The organism is Colwellia sp. BRX10-9 (assembly GCF_014077405.1).
Taxonomy (GTDB): Bacteria; Pseudomonadota; Gammaproteobacteria; order Enterobacterales; family Alteromonadaceae; genus Colwellia_A.
Genome location: NZ_JACGVV010000035.1, coordinates 1 through 19,047 on the forward strand (window position 1 = coordinate 1; position 19,047 = coordinate 19,047).

Below are 19,047 nucleotides of genomic sequence, written 5' to 3' on the forward strand. Positions count from 1 at the left end.
CGCCTGTGCTCATAACTGACACCGGTTTCTTTATCAACACCACATAAAAAGGCTTTGCGAACGGTTTGACTGCAAATATGATAATACGGCGTATCAGATAAACTAATTTGTTGTGAACGAGGCTTAGGCATAACAATCACCACACTTATAAGAGGTGAATTAAGTGTAGTTTATTGTTGGAAAAATAAACAAGTTATTATGGGTGGCTTGATTGCGGTAATCAATACCACATAAAAAGGCTTTTCGAACGGTTTGACTGCAAATATGATAATACGGCGTATCAGATAAACTAATTTGTTGTGAACGAGGCTTGGGCATAACAATCACCACACTTATAAGAGGGTAAATTAAGTGTAGTTTATTGTTGAAAAAACAAACAAGTTATTATGGGTGGCTTGATTGCGGTATTAAAACATATTTTAGATTACATGGTCATAAACGTGTAATTACTATTAATGTTAAATCTATGATTTTTACTGAGTTGGGTGATTCTTTAAAAGTCATCGATCTTAAATTTTCAGAGATTACCGAAGTGTACTTTACCGAAGGTAGGCAAGGGATACCTAGCAATTTGATTATCAAGTATGGTTACGATGGTCACGCCTACATTGCTAAAGATTATTTAAAACATCAATATTTTGAAGCTATTAGTTCAGCTTTTAAAAAAATCCTAAAAATAAATGAGATAAGTGTAAAATAAAATATAGCCAGCTGCTTAAACGGACACAAGCAGCTGGCTATGCTCGTACTTCGGTATTATAGCCAGCCATTTTTAGCCGCTTAGCAAAGCGTTATATGCAGGTTTAAGCCTAAGTAATATGACGAAGTCTATGTTTATTACCTGATGTTTATCGTATTGATAATTAATTTTTTATTGTTTTACTTGGTTGTTCTCGGCATGAGGCTCGCGGGGAAACTAGTCGGATGAATGAGTTGAAAAAAACCTTCATTCAGAGTAGCTAAAATGGAATTGTTTTTACAATACATAATATTATTTAATAAAGGAACTATCATTGAAATATAAAACTAAAACCACCGATTTTATCTTTTCTTCGCTTATTTCACTCACTCTATTAATATTTACAAGTGCAGTTTATGCGAGCAGTGAATCCATTGAGATCATTGAGAATAATTTAAAAAGTAATATAAAGATTAACGGCAAAACCGACTCGAGTGATTCAATCGTAAATCTTATGAAGCAGTTAAATGTACCAGGCCTTAGTATTGCGGTAATTCATAAAGGAAAAATTGATTGGTCAAAAGGTTACGGTATTGCTAATGGCACAAGGAAAGTAGACTCTAATACTTTATTTCAAGCGGGTTCAATTAGTAAACCCGTTGCAGCCCTTGCTGCGCTAAAATTGGTTAAACAAGGAGAGTTAGATCTTGATGTTGATGTTAATCAATATCTAAAAGGCTGGAAGGTTAAGGGAGACTTATTAACTAAAGAAAATCCTGTTACTTTACGTCACCTTCTTACCCACACTGGCGGTATTAGTGTTCACGGCTTTCCCGGATATGCAACAGGTAGTGAAATACCAAGTACAACTGATGTGCTAAGTGGTAAAGGAAATACCGATAAAGTTGAGGTCAATGAAGCGCCGGGAAGTAAATGGCGGTATTCAGGTGGTGGCTATACTATAATGCAAAAAATAGTAGAAGATGTCACAGGAATGCCATTTTCTGAATATGCTGACAATCAAATTCTTAAACCTATGGGCATGTTCAATAGTACCTTTCAACATGTGTTACCCAAAAAATTAAAACAACATACCAGTGCAGCTTATGACTCTAATGGTGAAATGTATCCAGCAATATACAATGACTACGCAGAGAAGGCCGCAGCGGGATTATGGACTACCCCGTCAGACTTAGCGATTTATGCTATTCATATGCAAGCAATAATGGCAGGAAAGAATGACGGAATAGTAAATAAATCGACAGTAACAGCTATGTTCAGTAAGCATCAAGGAAATTGGGGGCTAGGGCCGGCGATGAGTGAAGTTAACAATCAACTTGTTTTTTCTCATTCTGGAAAAAACCTTGGTTTTACTAATGAATTTAAAGCCTTCGTGAATAGAGGCGAAGGGATGGTAGTAATGAGTAATGGTGATAATGCGCGGCAAATTAATCAAAAAATTATGATCGCTATCTCCAAATATTATAAAATGGGCTTTCACTCACGAAAGAGCATAGAACCGTTAACTTTATTTATGAACAATCTCAAGGGCTTTATAGGAGAGTAGAAACTGATAACTGGTGGCTTCATTGTGGAGGTCAAAATTATTGATGGGCTGCCTAAAGTTAAAGAAAAACATGAAGCGCTGTTTTCACGACTAATACCTTCCAATAAGGTGACATTTATTAATGTTTAATCTGAAATGAACCCGTTTGTATTCCATCGGGATCAAGCTGATAATGTCAGTGGTTTATTGGTAGCTGAAAGGTTTAGACTTTATAAAATTAAATAACGAGCTTTGCTCTATGGTGTTTAATACGGATATGGCTGCAAATAACAAGTTGCTTAAACGGATAATAACAGTTGGCTATCGCTTCGCGATTATAGCCAACCCTTTTTACCGGCTTAATGGAGCGTTATGTCAGATACACCACTCAATATTCGATTATTACTAATTATCAGTTAGATAGTGAAGTAGGCGGGGTATTGACGGTGAAGTGGCGTAACAGAAATTGATAATATTAGGGTAGTTTCATTCCTCTATTTAACTGAGGTTATGAATTATGGATATGAAAGTAAAATCATCACTTATTAGAAAATACAGAACGGAAAGACTCTGGTCGCAAGAGCATTTATCAAAAGTAAGTGGGCTTGGCTTAAGGACTATTCAAAGGTTGGAGTCTCGCGGAAGTTGTTCATCCGAAACAATCATGTCACTAGCATCTGTTTTTGAAGTAGATGCCGCTACTCTTGTCTGGCGTGATGGGTGTTACCAAGCATATAAGCACAAGCAATGGGGAATTGTTACATTCACCGCTATATTTATTTTAGCGGCTGCAATACTAGGAATAAATGATGGGTATAAATTTTTACCATCGGAAGCTCTAGGGATTATTTTCGGTGTGCTAACTATAGTTGCTATTATATTTAGCTCTATGACAATTGAAGTTAATGAAAGTGAAGTCAGTTGGTATTTTGGTCCGGGAGTATTTAAAAAACAAATAGCACTGGAAGAGATTGCGAACTGCAATAATGTGAAAAATCCAATATGGATGGGATTCGGTATACACTCATTTGGAACTGGTTGGATTTATAATGTTTCGGGGCTTTTAGGTATAGAAATTGAACTAAAGGGAGGTTCATTTATTAGGTTAGGAACGAATCAGCCAAACTATCTTATTCAAGCTATTGTCGATGCTAAAGATAATGTAGAGTAATTTTTAAAGTAACAATTACTTAGTATCAAGGTTGAAGTGCGACAAAATAGCGATGCAAAACCTGAATCGAATCAACTTTAACCTACAAGAGTTAATGACCCCAGTTGAGGTAATAATAACCGTACGCTTGCCTGCTTAATCGTCCGCTGCTCGCGCAAGGTTGTCGTTTAAATGACAAGTACCAACGCCAGCTATTATCTTGAAGCAGTCATTAACTTAAGCATCGTGTGCAATGATAAAATTCTGATTTATTGACACGATTTTAATTTTAATGACTCCTCCACAATCCCCCAGATAAATTATTAATATCAATCTTAATTTCCGCAGTAAGAAAAATGTCACAACCTTGTCATTTAATAAATCGGCAATATTCCTGAAACTTAATTGTCATATTTAGCCATTAATATTATCGACATTAATTTTAGGGGTAATCAAATAAGATCTGATTAGCTCAAACAAAGGCAAAAGGTTTTTATGACTCTTTCGAAAATTGCACAAGCTTGTTTATTACTGAGCTTAAGCACAACTAGCTTAATTAGCGATGCAACACCCACACTAGCGGATAATGATAAACAGCTCAGCCAAGTCGTTGATGCTGGTAAAGAAATCAACCAATCGGCCAGTCAGTCTCAACAGCGCGTTAATGCTATTAACGAGCAAATACAAACGAAGTCACAACAGTTTAAAACCATTAACAAGGAAATTGATGGCTTAACTGTTTATAACCAGCAAATGAAAACCCAAGTGGCGAACCAATTGAAAGAGCTTGACCAAATAGCCGTGTCAATGGAACAAGTGAGTATTATAGAACGACAAGTTTCACCGTTAATGGCGCGTATGATTGAAACCTTAGCAAACTTTATTACCTTGGATGTGCAGTTTTTAACAACCGAGCGTAATAAACGTATTGCTGATTTACACAGTATGATGGAACGCGCTGATGTTGCTATTTCTGAAAAGTTTCGCCGAGTACTCGCCGCTTATCAAATTGAAGTTGATTATGGGCGAACAATAGAGGCGTATTCTGGCTTAATTGATATTGACGGTAGTGAGCAAAATGTTGATTTCCTCAGAATTGGCCGCGTAAGTCTAGTGTATCAAACACGTGATGGTCAAAAGTTAGGTTTGTGGGATAACGCTTCTAAATCATGGCAGCCTCTTTCAGCGCAATATCGTTTAGATATTAATAAAGGTTTACGCATTGCTCGTAAACAACTTGCCCCCGATTTAATTATTGTCCCCGTAACGCAAAACTCGGCCGAATAAGGAATAACCCATGAAAAAATTACTTCTATTAATATCGGCAATAACTTTGTCAGCTGTTTCAGTATTCAGTGGCAATGCCATCGCGCAACAAGCAACGAGTTTAGATGACTTACTGTCACAATTAGCGCAAGGAAAAATTGCACAAAGTAAGCAAAATCAAGATAGAGAAGCAGAGTTCAATGCGAAAAAAAGCCAACAAACCCAATTGTTAAACCAAGCAAGACAGCAGCGAGATCAAGCGATTAACTTAAGTACACAACTTGAAAAAAACTTTCAAGATAACGATGTAACCTTAGGTAATAATACCGATGCGCTCAACAAGCGCATGGGTGAATTAAAAGAATTGTTTGGTGTATTACAACAAGTCGCTGGCGATACGCGCAGTAAATTTCAAACTTCTGTTATTTCAGCACAAATTCCTGGTCGAGGTCAGTTTCTTGATGAGTTTGCGCAAAGTATGGGCTCCTCATCAAAATTAGCCTCTATTGAAGAAATTGAACGTTTGTGGTTTGAATTACAACGTGAAATGACACAAAGTGGAAAAGTGCATAAGTTTAGCCGAGAAATTGTGTTAGCAAACGGTGAGAAAAGCCAAGCAGATGTGGTGCGTGTTGGTGGTTTTAATCTAGTTTCACAAGGAAAGTATCTTGAATATATTGATGAAACAGCTTCTGTTGCACAATTAATGAGACAACCATCGAGTCGTTATTTATCAAGTGCTAATGCACTCACTTCAAGCACTAATCAAGTCGTTCCTTTTGCTTTAGACCCAACAGGTGGTTCAATCCTAGGATTATTAGTACAAGCACCTGACTTACAAGAACGCGTTGAACAAGGTGGTGCGGTTGGTTATGTTATTTTAGCGATTGGTCTCATTGGTTTACTGATTGCGATTGAACGTTTTATCACACTCTTTTTCATTGGCAGTAAAGTCAATCGTCAATTAAAGAGCGATCAAGCATCAAATGACAATCCACTGGGTCGGGTTATGTTAGTCCAAGATAAAAATCCCCTTGATAACGTTGAAACCTTAGAGTTAAAGCTCTCTGAAAGTATTTTAAAAGAAGTCCCTGTATTAACAACTCGGCTCACTTTCATCAAAATCATTTCAGTAGTTGCGCCTTTAATTGGTTTGTTAGGCACAGTTACAGGGATGATCAATACCTTTCAAGCGATTACCTTATTTGGCACAGGTGACCCTAAACTAATGGCAGGTGGTATTTCTCAAGCATTAGTAACAACGGTACTGGGCTTAGTTGTTGCTATTCCGATGGTCTTTATTTCTACACTGCTCAACACCCGAAGTCGCGGTATTATTAATATTTTACAACAACAAAGTGCAGGGATTTTAGCTGAACGCTCAGAAAGCTCTGAAAAACCGCTGACATCAAAGCAAGGAGCATAAACCATGATCCTCTTCATCGAAATGATGAATCGTATCCAAGAATTTTTGGATACGGGGGGGCTAGTGTTAAGCGTTATCGCCGCGGTTATTTGTTTAATGTGGTTACTTATTTTTGAACGATTGTTTTTTTACTTGCACAGTTATAAAACGGTGAAAGAAAACATCATTAAAAGTTGGTTTAAACGCCCGGAACGACATTCGTGGAATGCCCAGCATATAAGAATTGCTCATATATCAAGAGCCACTGAAATGCTTAAAACTAACGTTACCTTAATTCAATGTTTAGTTGTCTTGTGTCCACTGCTTGGTTTGATGGGCACGGTAACCGGTATGATTGAAGTGTTTGACGTTATGGCAATTTCGGGCAGTGGTAATGCACGGTCAATGGCTTCAGGCGTTTCGCGCGCGACTATTCCAACAATGGCTGGCATGGTCGGCTCTTTGTCTGGTGTATTTATGGTGACATGGTTACAGCGTAAAACGAAACGTAGAACTGAGCAAATGGAAGACAGTCTTCCGATGGCTCACCAATAATTAGCAGTTTAATTAAGGAGTAACGCTATGCGTTCTCAACTATCAAATATTTTACAAGAACAAGAAGAAGCCGAAGAAATTAACATGACGCCTATGTTAGACGTGGTCTTCATTTTATTGATATTTTTTATTGTTACCGCCTCGTTTGTTAAAGAAGCGGGTATTGAAGTGAATCGACCAGAAGCGGCTACTGCCGTTAAAAAGGAACGAGCCAATATCTTAGTTGCAATTAGTGATAAAGGCGATATTTGGATCAATAAGCGTCGTATTGATATTCGAGCCGTACAAGCCAATATTGAACGCTTAAAGGCAGAAAACCCTCAGGGTACTGTTGTTATTCAAGCCGATAAAGCATCGACAACTGATACGTTAATTAAAGTGATGGATGCTGCTCGTTCAGCGGGTGTTTTTGATGTTTCAATTGCTGCTCAAGAGGGATAAATCATGGCAACCGTGATGAACACTCCTGCCCGTTACAGCATAGGTTTATTACTTGCTGTGGTGATGACTTTCTTTCTTTTATGGGGGATGCAAGCGCTTATTTCTGGTGGTAATAATGCTTTAACTGAAGCGCCTCGCGGTAATGTACTCGACTTTATTAGATTGAAAAAAGAGCAGCAACTGACAAAAAAAGAACGCAAACCACAAAAACCACCAGCGCCTAAAGCACCACCACCGCAAATGCAGCAACCACAAATGCAACAAGCTAACCCCAATGCATTAAGTACTGCTAGCGGGTTTGGTGCTGATATTCAAACTGATTTAAGTTTAGCCGGGGGCTTAAGTTTAAGTGGCGGTGATGGCGACTATTTGCCCATAGTGAAAGTCTCACCTATTTACCCACGTCGTGCTCAATCTCGTGGCATTGAAGGGTATGTTATTGTTGAATTTATTGTCACTAAAAATGGTTCAGTGCGAGACGCTATAGTTGTTGAAGCTAAACCTGAAGGGATTTTTGATCAAGCGGCAATGGCGGCAGTATTAAAATTTAAGTACAAACCACGGGTAGTTGATGGTGTCGCTATGGAAGTTGCTGGCGTGCAGAATAAAATTTCTTTCCAAATAGAAGGTTAAGGAGTCGGGGATGACTAAAATGACAACATTAAAAAGAAAAGCGCTATCTTGCCTTTCAATCGCGCTTCTCTTTAGCGCTCCGGTAATACTTAACCAAAATATGGGTGGCAGTATTGCAAATGCGCAATCATCAGCACAGTTGGGTAAAGAAACAACCTCAGTGAAAGTACCCGCGATGCGTAACCGTGTTTATACGCAATTGGCAAGAGCACAAAAACTTGCTGATGAGGGTAACGGTTTAGAGGGCTTTGATGTACTTGATGAAGTGCAAGACCGCATTGATAGTTTAAACAGTTACGAACGTGCGATGTTATGGAATTTTTATGGCTTTATGTATTACGGTAATGACGATGTCGCTTCAGCCATTGATAGCTTTGAAAAAGTTATCGATGAAAATGCGATCCCTGAAACATTAAGGCTGTCGACACTTTATTCTTTAGCGCAATTATCAATGCAAATGCAAAACTTTCCACAATCTTTAAAGTTTTTAGTTTTGTGGCAAGCAACTAACGACAAAGCTATTACCGATACTCAACAAGTCTTATTTGCGCAAGTTTATTATCAAAATAAACAATATCAGCAGTCTCTGCACTATGTTTCACAGGCTATTAAACAAAGCATCGCGGCCAATGAAATTCCTAAAGAAAATTGGTTGATTTTACAACGTGCAAATTACTTTGAATTAAAGCAGCCAATTGAAGTAACCGCTGTGATAGAAAATCTGGTTCGCTATTACAATAAACCTAAATATTGGTTACAGCTTTCAGCAATGTATGGTGAAATTGGCCAAGAAGATAAGCAGCTTGCGGTGATGGAAGGCGCTTGGCAAGCGGGCTATGTGACTCAGTCAACTGACATTATCACCTTAGTACAGCTGTATCGCTTTCATAACGTGCCAATTAAAGCGGCAAACTTACTCGCTGAAGCAATAGACAGTGGTCAAGTTATCGCCCAAGAAAAATATTTAGAGATGCTGGCTAATGCATACATGGCGGCAAAAGATGATGAAAAATCAATTCCGGTATTAATTAAAGCAGCAGAAATTTCTGAAACAGGTAAGTTTGATGCTGCTTTAGCACAAGCTTATTTAAACTTAGAAAAATGGCAACTTGCTATTAATTCAGCTAATGAAGCACTAAGTCGTGGTGACTTAGCTTCAGAAGTTAGCCTAGGTAATATGTATTTAGCCAAAGGTATGGCGGAATTTAATCTGCAAAAATTTGGCGACTCTTTATCTGCCTTTGAACAAGCCAAAAAAATTAAAAGTTCGGCTAAAACAGCGAAACAATGGTTTCAGTATGTTGAAAAAGAGCAAGTTGCTAAGCAAAATTTGGCGATGTTAAATTAATTATTCCGTAGTTTTACCTTATTCTCCTTTGCGAACATCCCCTTGACGGATAAAAAGTTAGTTCAGGGGGAGCTGACTATATTTATTATGAAAATAGCCGTTATTATTTTTAGGTGTATGAAATTCATTCAATTGATGGTAAAACATTAATTATAAAACCCATAAGAAAAGTAATATGTTGCAGCTTTATCTTAATTTACGTTGAAGTTGCGACCTTTTAAAAAAGGTGGCTTATGAATATTGGAATACCTAAAGAAACACTAACAGGGGAAAACCGAGTAGCAGCATCGCCAAGCTCGGTAGTTGCTCTACTTAAGCTTGGCTTTAGTGTCCAAGTACAAAAAGGAGCTGGCACAAAAGCCAGTTTTACTGATGAAGAGTTTGCCGACGCAGAAGCTTCATTAGTCACTAAAAAAATATGCTGGCAGTCAGATATTATTTTTAAAGTAAATGCACCTTCACTTGATGAAGTTGCACAAATGAAAGATGGCGCACATTTAGTCAGTTTTATTGCACCAGCGCAAAGTCCAGAGTTACTCGAAGCCTTACGCGAAAAATCAATTACGACCTTTGCCATGGAAATGGTGCCACGTATGACTCGCTCTCAGTCAATGGATGCACTAAGTTCAATGGCAAATATTGCCGGCTATCGCGCTGTTATTGAAGCAACCCATCTTTTTGGACGCTTCTTAACAGGACAAATTACAGCTGCGGGTAAAATGCCTCCTGCAAAAGTAATGATCATTGGTGCGGGTGTTGCAGGTCTTGCTGCTATTGGTACCGCTGGAAGTTTAGGCGCTGTGGTTCGCGCTTTTGATACGCGCCCCGAAGTAAAGGAACAAATTGAAAGTATGGGCGCAGAGTTTCTTGAGCTTGACTACGAAGAACCCGAAGATACGGGATCAGGCGATGGTTATGCAAAAGAAATGAGTAAAGCATTCATTGATGCTGAAATGGCACTCTTTGCAGAACAAGCCAAAGATGTTGATATTATTATTACCACAGCGATGATCCCGGGCAAACCAGCGCCTAAGTTAATTACAGAAGCCATGGTTCATTCAATGAAACCCGGTTCAATTATTGTTGATTTAGCGGCCGCGGGTGGTGGTAATTGTGCCTTAACCGTTCCGGGTAAAGTTGCTAATGTTGGTGGTGTTAAAATTATTGGTTACACAGATTTAGTTTCTCGTTTACCCAATCAAGCATCACAGCTCTATTCAAATAATTTGGTTAATTTAACTAAATTAGTGTGTCCAAATAAAGACGGTACCATTACGGTTGATTTTGAAGATCAAGTGGTTCGAAATATGACCGTCGTTAATCATGATGAAATTACCTTTCCGCCACCACCAATTCAAGTCAGTGCGGCACCCACTAAACCTGCTCCAGTAAAAATTAAAGCAGTCGATGTGAAAGAAGAACCCGCATCACAAACTAAAAAGCATCTGTTTATGGCAATAGGCGCGTTATTGTTTGCTTGGGTGGCCAGTGTTGCTCCCGCGGATTTTCTCTCTCATTTCACTGTTTTTGTGCTTTCTTGTGTTATTGGTTACAACGTGGTGTGGAATGTCAGTCATTCGCTGCATACGCCTTTAATGAGTGTTACTAATGCCATTTCGGGCATTATTATTGTTGGCGCTTTGTTACAAATAGGGCAAGACAATATATTGATACAAATACTTGCGGGGATTGCGGTGCTCATTGCCACAATAAATATTGTTGGTGGCTTTGTAGTGACCAAACGTATGTTAAAAATGTTTAGAAGATAAGGGGCGCATTGATGGAATTTTCTCAAGGGTTAATTAGCGCAGCTTATATTGTTGCTGCATTATTATTTATTTTTAGTCTTTCAGGGTTAAGTAAGCAAGAAACGGCTGAAACAGGTAATTGGTATGGCATCACGGGTATGGCCGTTGCTTTAATCGCAACCATTGCCGACCCACGTGTCGATAATGTTTTAGTGATATTTATTACCATGTCAGTTGGCGCTTTTATTGGTTTACATTTAGCCAAAAAAGTTGAAATGACGCAGATGCCAGAGTTGGTCGCTATTTTACATAGTTTTGTTGGCCTAGCGGCGGTACTTGTTGGCTTTAACAGTTATTTTGAAATGGACCACTCTTTAGCGTTTAACCTAACCGACACCCAACAAATGGAGACCAACATTCATTTAGTTGAAGTATTCTTAGGTGTTTTTATTGGCGCGGTAACCTTTACCGGTTCAATTGTCGCTTTTGCTAAATTACGCGGTGTTATTAGCTCTTCAGCATTGATGTTGCCACATCGCCATAAGTTAAATTTAGTAGCAGGTATTGTTACTTTAGTTTTACTTATTAGCTTTGTTCAAAGTGATGGCGCTATTAATCCACTATACATGATGGCCTTTATTGCACTTGTCTTTGGTTGGCATTTAGTCGCTTCAATTGGCGGTGCTGATATGCCTGTTGTTGTCTCTATGCTCAATTCATATTCTGGATGGGCAGCCGCAGCCGCAGGTTTTATGCTTAACAACGATTTGTTAATTGTAACCGGCGCTTTGGTGGGGTCATCAGGGGCAATACTGTCATACATTATGTGTAAGGCGATGAATCGTTCTTTTATTAGTGTTATTGCTGGAGGTTTTGGTACCGATGTTGTTATTGATAACGATACTGATTATGGCGATCACATTGAAATAAATGCCGAGGCTGTTGCTGATCTGTTGCGCGGAGCTAAATCCGTTATTATTACGCCAGGTTATGGTATGGCTGTAGCGCAAGCTCAATATCCTGTTTATGAAATGACTCAAGCGTTAAAAGCGAAAGGGATCGATGTGCGTTTTGCTATTCATCCGGTTGCAGGGCGCTTGCCTGGACATATGAATGTTTTATTAGCGGAAGCAAAAGTTCCATATGATATTGTTTTTAGTATGGATGAAATTAATGATGACTTCCCTACAACCGATGTTGTTTTGGTGATTGGGGCAAATGACACGGTAAATCCTGCAGCTGCAGAAGATCCAACCAGCCCTATTGCCGGTATGCCAGTGCTAGAAGTATGGAATGCTAAACAAGTCATTGTCTTTAAACGTTCAATGAGTACCGGTTATGCTGGGGTTCAAAACCCATTATTCTTTAAAGAAAATACTCAGATGTTATTTGGTGATGCTAAAGACTCTGTTGAAAAAATATTTAAAGCACTGTAATTAACTTTACATTGAGTAATAAAAACCAGTGATCGTTCACTGGTTTTTTTTGCTTAGCACTATTTGTTTTCTTAACACTAATAGGGTCTAACGCTGGTAGTACTTTGTTTGTTATGATAATTAGTAATAATCTAAAAAGGTGAGAAAGATATTTTGATAGAACAATGGATAGGTACGATCAATGGTTATTTATGGGGCAGTGTGCTTATCTATTTACTGACCGGTTGTGGTATTTGGTTTACTTGGCGATTAAAGTGCCTGCAAATAACTCACTTTACTCACATGTTTACGTTACTTAAATTAAGTCGTAAAACAGACAGCCAAGGCATCTCTTCTTTTCAAGCATTATGTACTTCGCTTGCCGCCCGTGTCGGCACCGGAAATTTAATGGGGGTAGCTGTCGCTATTACCTTAGGTGGCGCTGGTGCTGTTTTTTGGATGTGGCTTATTGCTCTTGTTGGTATGGCAACTGCCTTTGCTGAAAGTGCATTAGGCCAACTCTACAAAGAAAAAGACGCCAACGGAAACTTTCGTGGTGGTCCTGCTTATTACATGAGCAAAGGCTTAAAAAGTAGAAAACTTGCGGTGACTTTTTCGCTGTGTTTATTTTTCGGATATGGTTTTGTTTTTAGCTCAGTGCAAGCCCATTCAATTACCAGTGCTTTTGACGGCTCTTTTGGTATTAACCCGTTATTTACCGGCATTGTCATTACTATAGCAACGGCCTTTATTGTTTTTGGTGGTTTGAAAAACATCGCTCGTTTTGCAGAAATAACGGTACCTTTTATGGGGCTTGCTTATTTATTAGTCTGTCTAGCGGTCATCTTTTTAAATATTGAAAAAATCCCTGCCATTATTAGCGATATATTTGCTTCTGCTTTTGGTTTAAAAGAAGCGGGCAGCGGCTTAGTTGGTGCGGCAATAGTCCAAGGCATAAAACGTGGACTCTATTCTAATGAAGCGGGGATGGGGAGCTCACCCAATGCCGCTGCCGCCGCAGTACCTTATCCTCCTCATCCTGTTTCACAAGGTTATATACAAATGCTTGCTGTGTTTTTTGACACTATTGTTATTTGTTCTTGTACCGCTTTTCTTATTTTATTATTCAAAGAAACAGGTAGCGATGCACAAGGGATACAATTAACTCAGCAAGCGTTAGCTTATCAAGTGGGCGCATGGGGTAGCGATTTTATTACTATCGCTATATTACTGTTTGGTTTCACCTCAATTGTTGCCAACTTTGCTTATGCTGAAAATAATTTGAAGTATTTAAATATGGATAATCCACTTGGACATTGGTTTTTACGTTGTGGATTTTTGGCGATGTTGATTTTTGGTTCAGTAGCGAGTTTACCTCAAGTTATTGCTTTAGCTGATTTATCTACAGGGCTTATGACGGTAGTTAATGTCACGGCTTTATTACTCTTGTCTAAAGTTGTGGTGAGTATTACTCAAGACTATCATAAGCAACATAACCAAGGAAAATTGCCGAGCTATAAGCCAAGTGAAAGCGAGCATAATCGTTTTAATTTGACGAAAGGGATCTGGCAAAAATAGTCTGATGAATAATCTTTAAACTATGCTAGAATGCGCGCCTTAATTTTGGGTTTCGTTTTTTTTTGATAAGTGGTGATATATGAGTGTTGATGCAATAGGGTTGTCGGCTGAACTATTAAAGGCAGTTAAAGCCTGTGGTTATAAAACGTTGACGCCTGTTCAGCAGCAAGCTATACCGCTTATTCGGTCTGGGGTTGATCTACTGGCAAGTGCGCAAACAGGTACCGGTAAAACAGCCGCTTTTAGTTTACCAATACTAGAGGCTTTAGCTAAAATTCCGAGTGATAATAATTCATCAAAAACCATTCGCGCACTTATTTTAACGCCAACGCGTGAGCTTACTCAACAAGTTGCCCGTAATATCGAAAGCTATAGTGAATTTCTACCATTAAGCTGCGGTGCTGTTTATGGTGGTGTAAATATGCCACCACAAACTAGAATGTTAAAGCAAGGTGTTGATGTACTTGTTGCTACACCTGGGCGTCTACTTGAGCATGTAGTGGCGAGAAATGTAGATTTATCACAAGTTAAATTTCTTGTTTTAGATGAAGCTGACCGTATGCTAGATATGGGTTTTTTAAATGACATTCAGCAATTAATCAGTGTTATTAAGCAAAAACATCAAACATTGATGTTTTCAGCAACATTTTCAAATAAAGTGAAAACGTTAGCTAAACAAGTCTTGCATACGCCAAAAACCTTAGAAGTTTCACGCCAAAATTCAACATCAGGCAAGGTTAAACAATCAGTTTATTGGGTATCAGAAACACGTAAATGTGAATTATTATCAGAATTGATTGGTATTAATAATTGGCAGCAAGTACTTGTTTTTGCAGGTACCAAAGAAAGTGCAAATATACTCGCTAAAGAACTTAAGCTTGACGGAATTAAGTCGGCGTTGTGTCATGGTGATAAAACACAAGGCGCAAGAAACAAAGCCCTTGAACAATTTACGGAAGGAAAAGTTCGCGTGCTTGTTGCTACCGATGTTGCAGCTCGAGGATTAGATATTCCTGATTTACCTTACGTTGTTAACTTTCACTTGCCTTATCTTGCTGAAGATTATGTGCACCGTATTGGCCGTACAGGCCGAGCAGGAAAGTCTGGTACGGCAATTTCACTAGTTAGCCCTAAAGATGAACAGTTTTTAGAAAATATCGAAGCATTAATTGGTCGAACTTTTGAACGAACAATTGTCCCTGGCTATGAACTAGAACGTGCTTTACCAGCACAATATGCTGAAAAAGAAGATAAACCTCTAAAGAAAAGCCGTTACAAAGCGACACAAGAGAAAAACCAATTAATAGCCCGTAAAAAGGCAGACAGTACGCCTGCGGCTAAACGACGTGCAAAAGTGGCCAAAAAAGCCAAACCAGCGCCTACCGGCAAACGTAGATAATTTATTGTTGAACAGTACTTATGGCACACACCTTAGTTGATATACCCTTTGAACAACGCCATCAGTGCTGGTTTTGTGGCGAGCCATCTGAATTAATATTTGGCTTTCCGCATCAATATTTTCTAGTTTTTGATTGCTCTCATCCACCATTATCTGTACCTAGTTGTCGTGAATGTACTTCTTTAGCGAGAAAGGCAAAGCAGCATTCTATTTGGGCTGTTGCCAATAATGTTAAGCACTTTTTAGCACAAACCTATCAAAAAGATTTAGCGATAGGTATCAATTGGACGAAAGAAGAGCTTGCCGATAGTGAGTTTGAAAGCGGAAATTTTGTTGGCTTTCAAAAAAGTGCTTGGATGATGTATGAAATAGCCAAACAACGCTTAAATTATCAAGGCTGGTTATTGTCGCTTGAGGGCGTCGAACTCGATGTTGATTATATTGGCACCGAGTTTACTTTTGATGGGGTAACTTACCCAAGTGTTGATCTTGCTATTGAGCACTTTATTGAAACCTATGACTTGTCGGCTGAAAACTTTAAAAAAGCACTATCAATTGTCGGCATTGACAAATTTGGCAAAGCGGTAAGGTTTTGCCGCCTGCTTATTGGCAGAACGCCAGAGCAACAAAAATTAGCGCTTCGCTATTTTGCAGAAGACGAAAAATTAAGCTAAGTTAATCTCACTAGACTAAACTTAGCTTACGGTCTTTAAATATTTTTCTTTGATATAGCGCTTTGTCGGCGCGTTTAAAAAAACTTGCTTGCGTATCCATCCTGTCCATAAAAGTATGCCCTAAACTACAACTGACTTGATGTTTTGATAATAAAGGATCACGAGTCATTGCGCTGTATATCCGCTGTTCAATAACGAGTAGAGAATCTAGCGTGGCATTTTCAACAATGATTGAAAACTCATCACCACCAAATCGAAATAAACTATCAGAATCTCGAACACTTTCTTTAAGCGCCAAAGAAAACTGAATCAAGACATCATCACCTAAATTGTGGCCATGACTGTCGTTAATTAATTTAAACTTATCGAGGTCGCAGACGATTAAACCGACTTTACTATTTTGGCGGTTTGCATGGTGCATAGCACGCTTTAACTGCTCATCAAAACATCGACGGTTATTTAAAGAGGTTAATCCATCTTGCATCGCTAACAGCAAAGCTTCCTGATACTGTAAAGCATTATTTAATGGGTGAATTAAATACTGGTGTAACTCGTTAAGTATCTTATAATTAGTAATGCTTATTGGTGAATTAATGGCGTAGGTCAAAATACCAACAAACTTTTGGTTTAGTTTTAATTCAAAACTACGTTCATTTTTACCTTGTCTACTCCCTCTAATCGAAGCGGTCATATCACCTTTCTTGAAATATAGACCTGAAAAATCGACATACTTAGCTGCTTCCATTGCAAAAATATTGAGTAAACGATCAAGCTCTAGCGATGTTTGGAGTTGTTCCATTAACGCTAATTTTCTATTAGATTTTTCATGGTCAGGACTATCAAACACTTTAAAAGCGTTATATTGAAAAGCCTGATTATCTACTAAATTTAATGTCTGCATATCATCACCTGATTATTTTATCAGATATGATTAAGCAATTTTTATACCTAAATTTATTTTAAAGTGGTTATTTTTATAGTATTGATATTAAATGAGTTTATATTAATAAAATCTTTGACGAATTTTTGACAATTCATTAATGGCAAGGAGTTGCCGCTGTCAAACTACCGATAATTGCTTTAGACTCAGTAGTGCTCACTCTATTTTTATAAATTTAATACCGATGCGAATGATAAAATAAGGATTTTTTGTGACAGGTCATTTTGAACTCTTAGCTATTCTATCAAGTGCTGTACTTATTGTTTGGTTATTTCGCCGTTTACACTTACCGGCAATTTTAGCCTACTTAGTGGCAGGTATGCTGGTTGGTGATCATGGTTTATCTTTGGTTCAAGACCAAGTGGATTACGATCACTTTGCTGAGTTAGGTATCGTCTTTTTACTTTTTACCCTAGGCTTAGAATTTTCATTACCTAAATTAATCGCCATGCGCCATCTGGTCTTAGCGGTTGGTAGTCTTCAAGTAGGTATTTCGCTAGCTTTTTTTATGGGCATTGCTTTGTTGTTTGGTCAGACATTTGCTAGTGCTTTGATTATTGGTGGTATTATAGCGCTTTCTTCAACAGCCATCGTTATTCGGCAATTGAGTGAAACGGGCGCAATGAAAAGAAAGTCTGGGCAGCTCTCTGTTGCTATCTTACTTTTTCAGGATGTAGCCGTTGTTCCCTTATTAATTATCATCCCGATGTTTGCCCAAGAGTCTGATAGTTCAATGGTTGTTGAGCTACTGATTGCTCTAGTTAAAGGCGTCTTTGTCGTTACCTTGTTAATGTTTGCCGGAAAATGGTTGCTACCACGTTTATTTAATTTAGTGGCGCAAGTTAGAACCGATGAATTATTTGTTTTAACAACCTTATTAGTTACCTTAGTCGCATCATCATTGACGCAATGGTTTGGCTTATCTATGGCTTTAGGGGCTTTTCTCGCAGGTATGATGTTAGGTGAAAGCCAGTACAAGTATCAGCTTGAAGCCGATATTCGGCCTTATCGTGATATCTTGCTAGGTTTATTTTTTGTAACGGTCGGTATGAAACTCGACATCGGCATCGTTTATTCCTCACCATTGGTTATTATCGGCGTTATGGTCAGCTTTATGGTGGTTAAGATACTCATTATCGCCTTCTTAGCAAAACGCGCAGGAGAAGCGGCTAAAGATGCTTGGGCTGCAGGTATTATGTTGGCACAGATGGGTGAATTTGGTTTTGTGCTTATCGCTTTAGCCAATCAGGTTAAATTGTTACCGGTTGAAACTGCTTCTATCTTGTTAGGCGCAGGTGTATTGAGTATGGCGATAACACCTTATATGATTAACAATGCTCGTCGTTGGTCGTTGATGTTGAGTAACGAAAAGCCCATAGATACCGATCATTTAGCTGAACTTCCCGAGCAAACAGAGTTAAGTGACCATGTCATTATTTGTGGTTTTGGTCGAATTGGCCAAACGGTGAGTCGCTTTTTAAAGCAAGAGTCGATTAAGTTTGTTGCTATCGATATTGACCCACTTAGGGCAACAAAAGCGCGTGAAGCAGGAGAAAATGTGCTTTTTGGCTCATCAAGACAAACTGAATTATTACAAGCAGCTCACTTGTCGAAAGCTAAGCTTGTTGTTATTGCTTTTGGTGAGGACAAACAATCACTTGAGGTTATTCAAAAAGTTAGATCATTATCACCCGATGTTCCTATCCTTGTCCGCACTCGAAATGACGATCAACTACAAGCATTGCAAGAAGCGGGTGCTAATCAAGTGGTACCAGAGAGTTTAGAGGGCAGCTTAATGCTGGTCTCTCAAGTGTTATCTTTAACCGGAGTGCCTTTCTCTCGTATTATTCGCCGTGTACAAAAAGAACGTAAAGACCACTACAGCCATTTGCATGGGTTTTTTCAGGGTGAGCATACTGACATGAGCCCTGATGCTATGGATCGCATTGAATTCGCTAATGGGATTATATTAACGGAAAACTCTTATGCTAATGGGCATTCTATAGCGTCACTGAATTTATCGGCAAAACGGGTCACGGTGGTTGCGCTTCGCCGTAACAATATTGAATCAGAGCAACCCGATGAAGCCACTATTCTTCAAGCTCAGGATACCCTGATTGTACGCGGAAAGCCTCGACGAGTAGAACGAGCAGAGCGCTTTGTTCAAAAGGGGGTTTAGCTTTTCCTTTGACTGTCCGCAGTGTTGTTAGGTCTAGATGAGTATAACGAGCAGGACATTTCATCCAAGAGAGGGGAACTTTTTCTTGGAT

At 38.7% G+C, this 19,047-nt stretch carries 17 protein-coding genes and 1 pseudogene; 15 read left to right on the forward strand and 3 right to left on the reverse strand.

Annotated features, from left to right (window positions below):
• A pseudogene (locus tag H4J69_RS20240) lies at nucleotides 1–131 on the reverse strand (transposase); the annotation flags it as partial.
• A gap of 28 nt (nucleotides 132–159) precedes the next feature.
• Nucleotides 160–318: a hypothetical protein gene (locus H4J69_RS16470; RefSeq protein ID WP_182244839.1), complete on the reverse strand. Its 159-nt coding sequence runs from the start codon at nucleotides 316–318 to the stop codon at nucleotides 160–162.
• Nucleotides 319–364: 46 nt separating this feature from the next.
• Between H4J69_RS16470 and H4J69_RS16475 the strand changes: the two genes are divergently transcribed.
• From H4J69_RS16475 to H4J69_RS16540, 14 genes are all read left to right on the forward strand, one after another.
• Nucleotides 365–700: a hypothetical protein gene (locus tag H4J69_RS16475; RefSeq protein WP_182222812.1), complete on the forward strand. Its 336-nt coding sequence runs from the start codon at nucleotides 365–367 to the stop codon at nucleotides 698–700.
• A gap of 313 nt (nucleotides 701–1,013) precedes the next feature.
• Nucleotides 1,014–2,246, forward strand: a complete 1,233-nt coding sequence (locus H4J69_RS16480; RefSeq protein ID WP_182217419.1) for a serine hydrolase — start codon at nucleotides 1,014–1,016, stop codon at nucleotides 2,244–2,246.
• 496 nt (nucleotides 2,247–2,742) lie between these two features.
• Nucleotides 2,743–3,396 carry a helix-turn-helix domain-containing protein gene (locus H4J69_RS16485; RefSeq protein ID WP_182217420.1) on the forward strand — a complete coding sequence of 218 codons (654 nt, stop codon included), beginning with the start codon at nucleotides 2,743–2,745 and terminating at the stop codon, nucleotides 3,394–3,396.
• Nucleotides 3,397–3,870: 474 nt separating this feature from the next.
• Nucleotides 3,871–4,662, forward strand: coding sequence for a DUF3450 domain-containing protein (locus H4J69_RS16490; RefSeq protein WP_182222809.1), 792 nt, complete (start codon nucleotides 3,871–3,873; stop codon nucleotides 4,660–4,662).
• Between the two features lie 10 nt (nucleotides 4,663–4,672).
• A complete protein-coding gene (locus tag H4J69_RS16495; RefSeq protein ID WP_182217424.1) occupies nucleotides 4,673–6,067 on the forward strand; it encodes a MotA/TolQ/ExbB proton channel family protein in 1,395 nt (464 codons plus the stop codon).
• 3 nt (nucleotides 6,068–6,070) lie between these two features.
• Complete coding sequence (locus H4J69_RS16500) at nucleotides 6,071–6,601, forward strand: MotA/TolQ/ExbB proton channel family protein (RefSeq protein WP_070376340.1); 531 nt, start codon at nucleotides 6,071–6,073, stop codon at nucleotides 6,599–6,601.
• Between the two features lie 27 nt (nucleotides 6,602–6,628).
• Nucleotides 6,629–7,042, forward strand: coding sequence for a biopolymer transporter ExbD (locus H4J69_RS16505; RefSeq protein ID WP_070376341.1), 414 nt, complete (start codon nucleotides 6,629–6,631; stop codon nucleotides 7,040–7,042).
• 15 nt (nucleotides 7,043–7,057) lie between these two features.
• Nucleotides 7,058–7,675 carry an energy transducer TonB gene (locus H4J69_RS16510; RefSeq protein ID WP_182244829.1) on the forward strand — a complete coding sequence of 206 codons (618 nt, stop codon included), beginning with the start codon at nucleotides 7,058–7,060 and terminating at the stop codon, nucleotides 7,673–7,675.
• 10 nt (nucleotides 7,676–7,685) lie between these two features.
• Nucleotides 7,686–9,023: a lipopolysaccharide assembly protein LapB gene (locus tag H4J69_RS16515; protein ID WP_182244830.1), complete on the forward strand. Its 1,338-nt coding sequence runs from the start codon at nucleotides 7,686–7,688 to the stop codon at nucleotides 9,021–9,023.
• Nucleotides 9,024–9,256: 233 nt separating this feature from the next.
• Entirely contained in the window at nucleotides 9,257–10,792 is a 1,536-nt protein-coding gene (locus H4J69_RS16520; protein ID WP_182217428.1) for a Re/Si-specific NAD(P)(+) transhydrogenase subunit alpha, read from the forward strand.
• Nucleotides 10,793–10,803: 11 nt separating this feature from the next.
• A complete protein-coding gene (gene pntB / locus H4J69_RS16525) occupies nucleotides 10,804–12,207 on the forward strand; it encodes a Re/Si-specific NAD(P)(+) transhydrogenase subunit beta (RefSeq protein WP_182244831.1) in 1,404 nt (467 codons plus the stop codon).
• Between the two features lie 153 nt (nucleotides 12,208–12,360).
• Nucleotides 12,361–13,764, forward strand: a complete 1,404-nt coding sequence (locus tag H4J69_RS16530; protein WP_220466057.1) for a sodium:alanine symporter family protein — start codon at nucleotides 12,361–12,363, stop codon at nucleotides 13,762–13,764.
• 79 nt (nucleotides 13,765–13,843) lie between these two features.
• Complete coding sequence (locus H4J69_RS16535) at nucleotides 13,844–15,163, forward strand: DEAD/DEAH box helicase (RefSeq protein ID WP_182217431.1); 1,320 nt, start codon at nucleotides 13,844–13,846, stop codon at nucleotides 15,161–15,163.
• 20 nt (nucleotides 15,164–15,183) lie between these two features.
• Nucleotides 15,184–15,837, forward strand: coding sequence for a hypothetical protein (locus H4J69_RS16540; RefSeq protein ID WP_182244832.1), 654 nt, complete (start codon nucleotides 15,184–15,186; stop codon nucleotides 15,835–15,837).
• 10 nt (nucleotides 15,838–15,847) lie between these two features.
• Here H4J69_RS16540 and H4J69_RS16545 read toward each other — a convergent pair whose 3' ends face one another.
• The gene (locus H4J69_RS16545) at nucleotides 15,848–16,738 is read right to left on the reverse strand and encodes a GGDEF domain-containing protein (protein ID WP_182217435.1); all 891 of its coding nucleotides are present in this window, start codon (nucleotides 16,736–16,738) and stop codon (nucleotides 15,848–15,850) included.
• Nucleotides 16,739–16,988: 250 nt separating this feature from the next.
• Here H4J69_RS16545 and H4J69_RS16550 point away from each other — a divergent pair, with 250 nt between their 5' ends.
• Complete coding sequence (locus tag H4J69_RS16550) at nucleotides 16,989–18,956, forward strand: monovalent cation:proton antiporter family protein (RefSeq protein ID WP_182217437.1); 1,968 nt, start codon at nucleotides 16,989–16,991, stop codon at nucleotides 18,954–18,956.
• Nucleotides 18,957–19,047 lie beyond the last annotated feature (91 nt).

Bases quoted from the DNA above. Each gene is read 5' to 3' on its own strand.
- H4J69_RS16470 (WP_182244839.1), bottom strand. From the start codon at position 318: ATGCCCAAGCCTCGTTCACAACAAATTAGTTTATCTGATACGCCGTAT.
- H4J69_RS16485 (WP_182217420.1), top strand. From the start codon at position 2,743: ATGGATATGAAAGTAAAATCATCACTTATTAGAAAATACAGAACGGAA.
- H4J69_RS16490 (WP_182222809.1), top strand. From the start codon at position 3,871: ATGACTCTTTCGAAAATTGCACAAGCTTGTTTATTACTGAGCTTAAGC.
- H4J69_RS16495 (WP_182217424.1), top strand. From the start codon at position 4,673: ATGAAAAAATTACTTCTATTAATATCGGCAATAACTTTGTCAGCTGTT.
- H4J69_RS16500 (WP_070376340.1), top strand. From the start codon at position 6,071: ATGATCCTCTTCATCGAAATGATGAATCGTATCCAAGAATTTTTGGAT.
- H4J69_RS16505 (WP_070376341.1), top strand. From the start codon at position 6,629: ATGCGTTCTCAACTATCAAATATTTTACAAGAACAAGAAGAAGCCGAA.
- H4J69_RS16510 (WP_182244829.1), top strand. From the start codon at position 7,058: ATGAACACTCCTGCCCGTTACAGCATAGGTTTATTACTTGCTGTGGTG.
- H4J69_RS16515 (WP_182244830.1), top strand. From the start codon at position 7,686: ATGACTAAAATGACAACATTAAAAAGAAAAGCGCTATCTTGCCTTTCA.
- H4J69_RS16520 (WP_182217428.1), top strand. From the start codon at position 9,257: ATGAATATTGGAATACCTAAAGAAACACTAACAGGGGAAAACCGAGTA.
- pntB (WP_182244831.1), top strand. From the start codon at position 10,804: ATGGAATTTTCTCAAGGGTTAATTAGCGCAGCTTATATTGTTGCTGCA.
- H4J69_RS16535 (WP_182217431.1), top strand. From the start codon at position 13,844: ATGAGTGTTGATGCAATAGGGTTGTCGGCTGAACTATTAAAGGCAGTT.
- H4J69_RS16540 (WP_182244832.1), top strand. From the start codon at position 15,184: ATGGCACACACCTTAGTTGATATACCCTTTGAACAACGCCATCAGTGC.
- H4J69_RS16545 (WP_182217435.1), bottom strand. From the start codon at position 16,738: ATGCAGACATTAAATTTAGTAGATAATCAGGCTTTTCAATATAACGCT.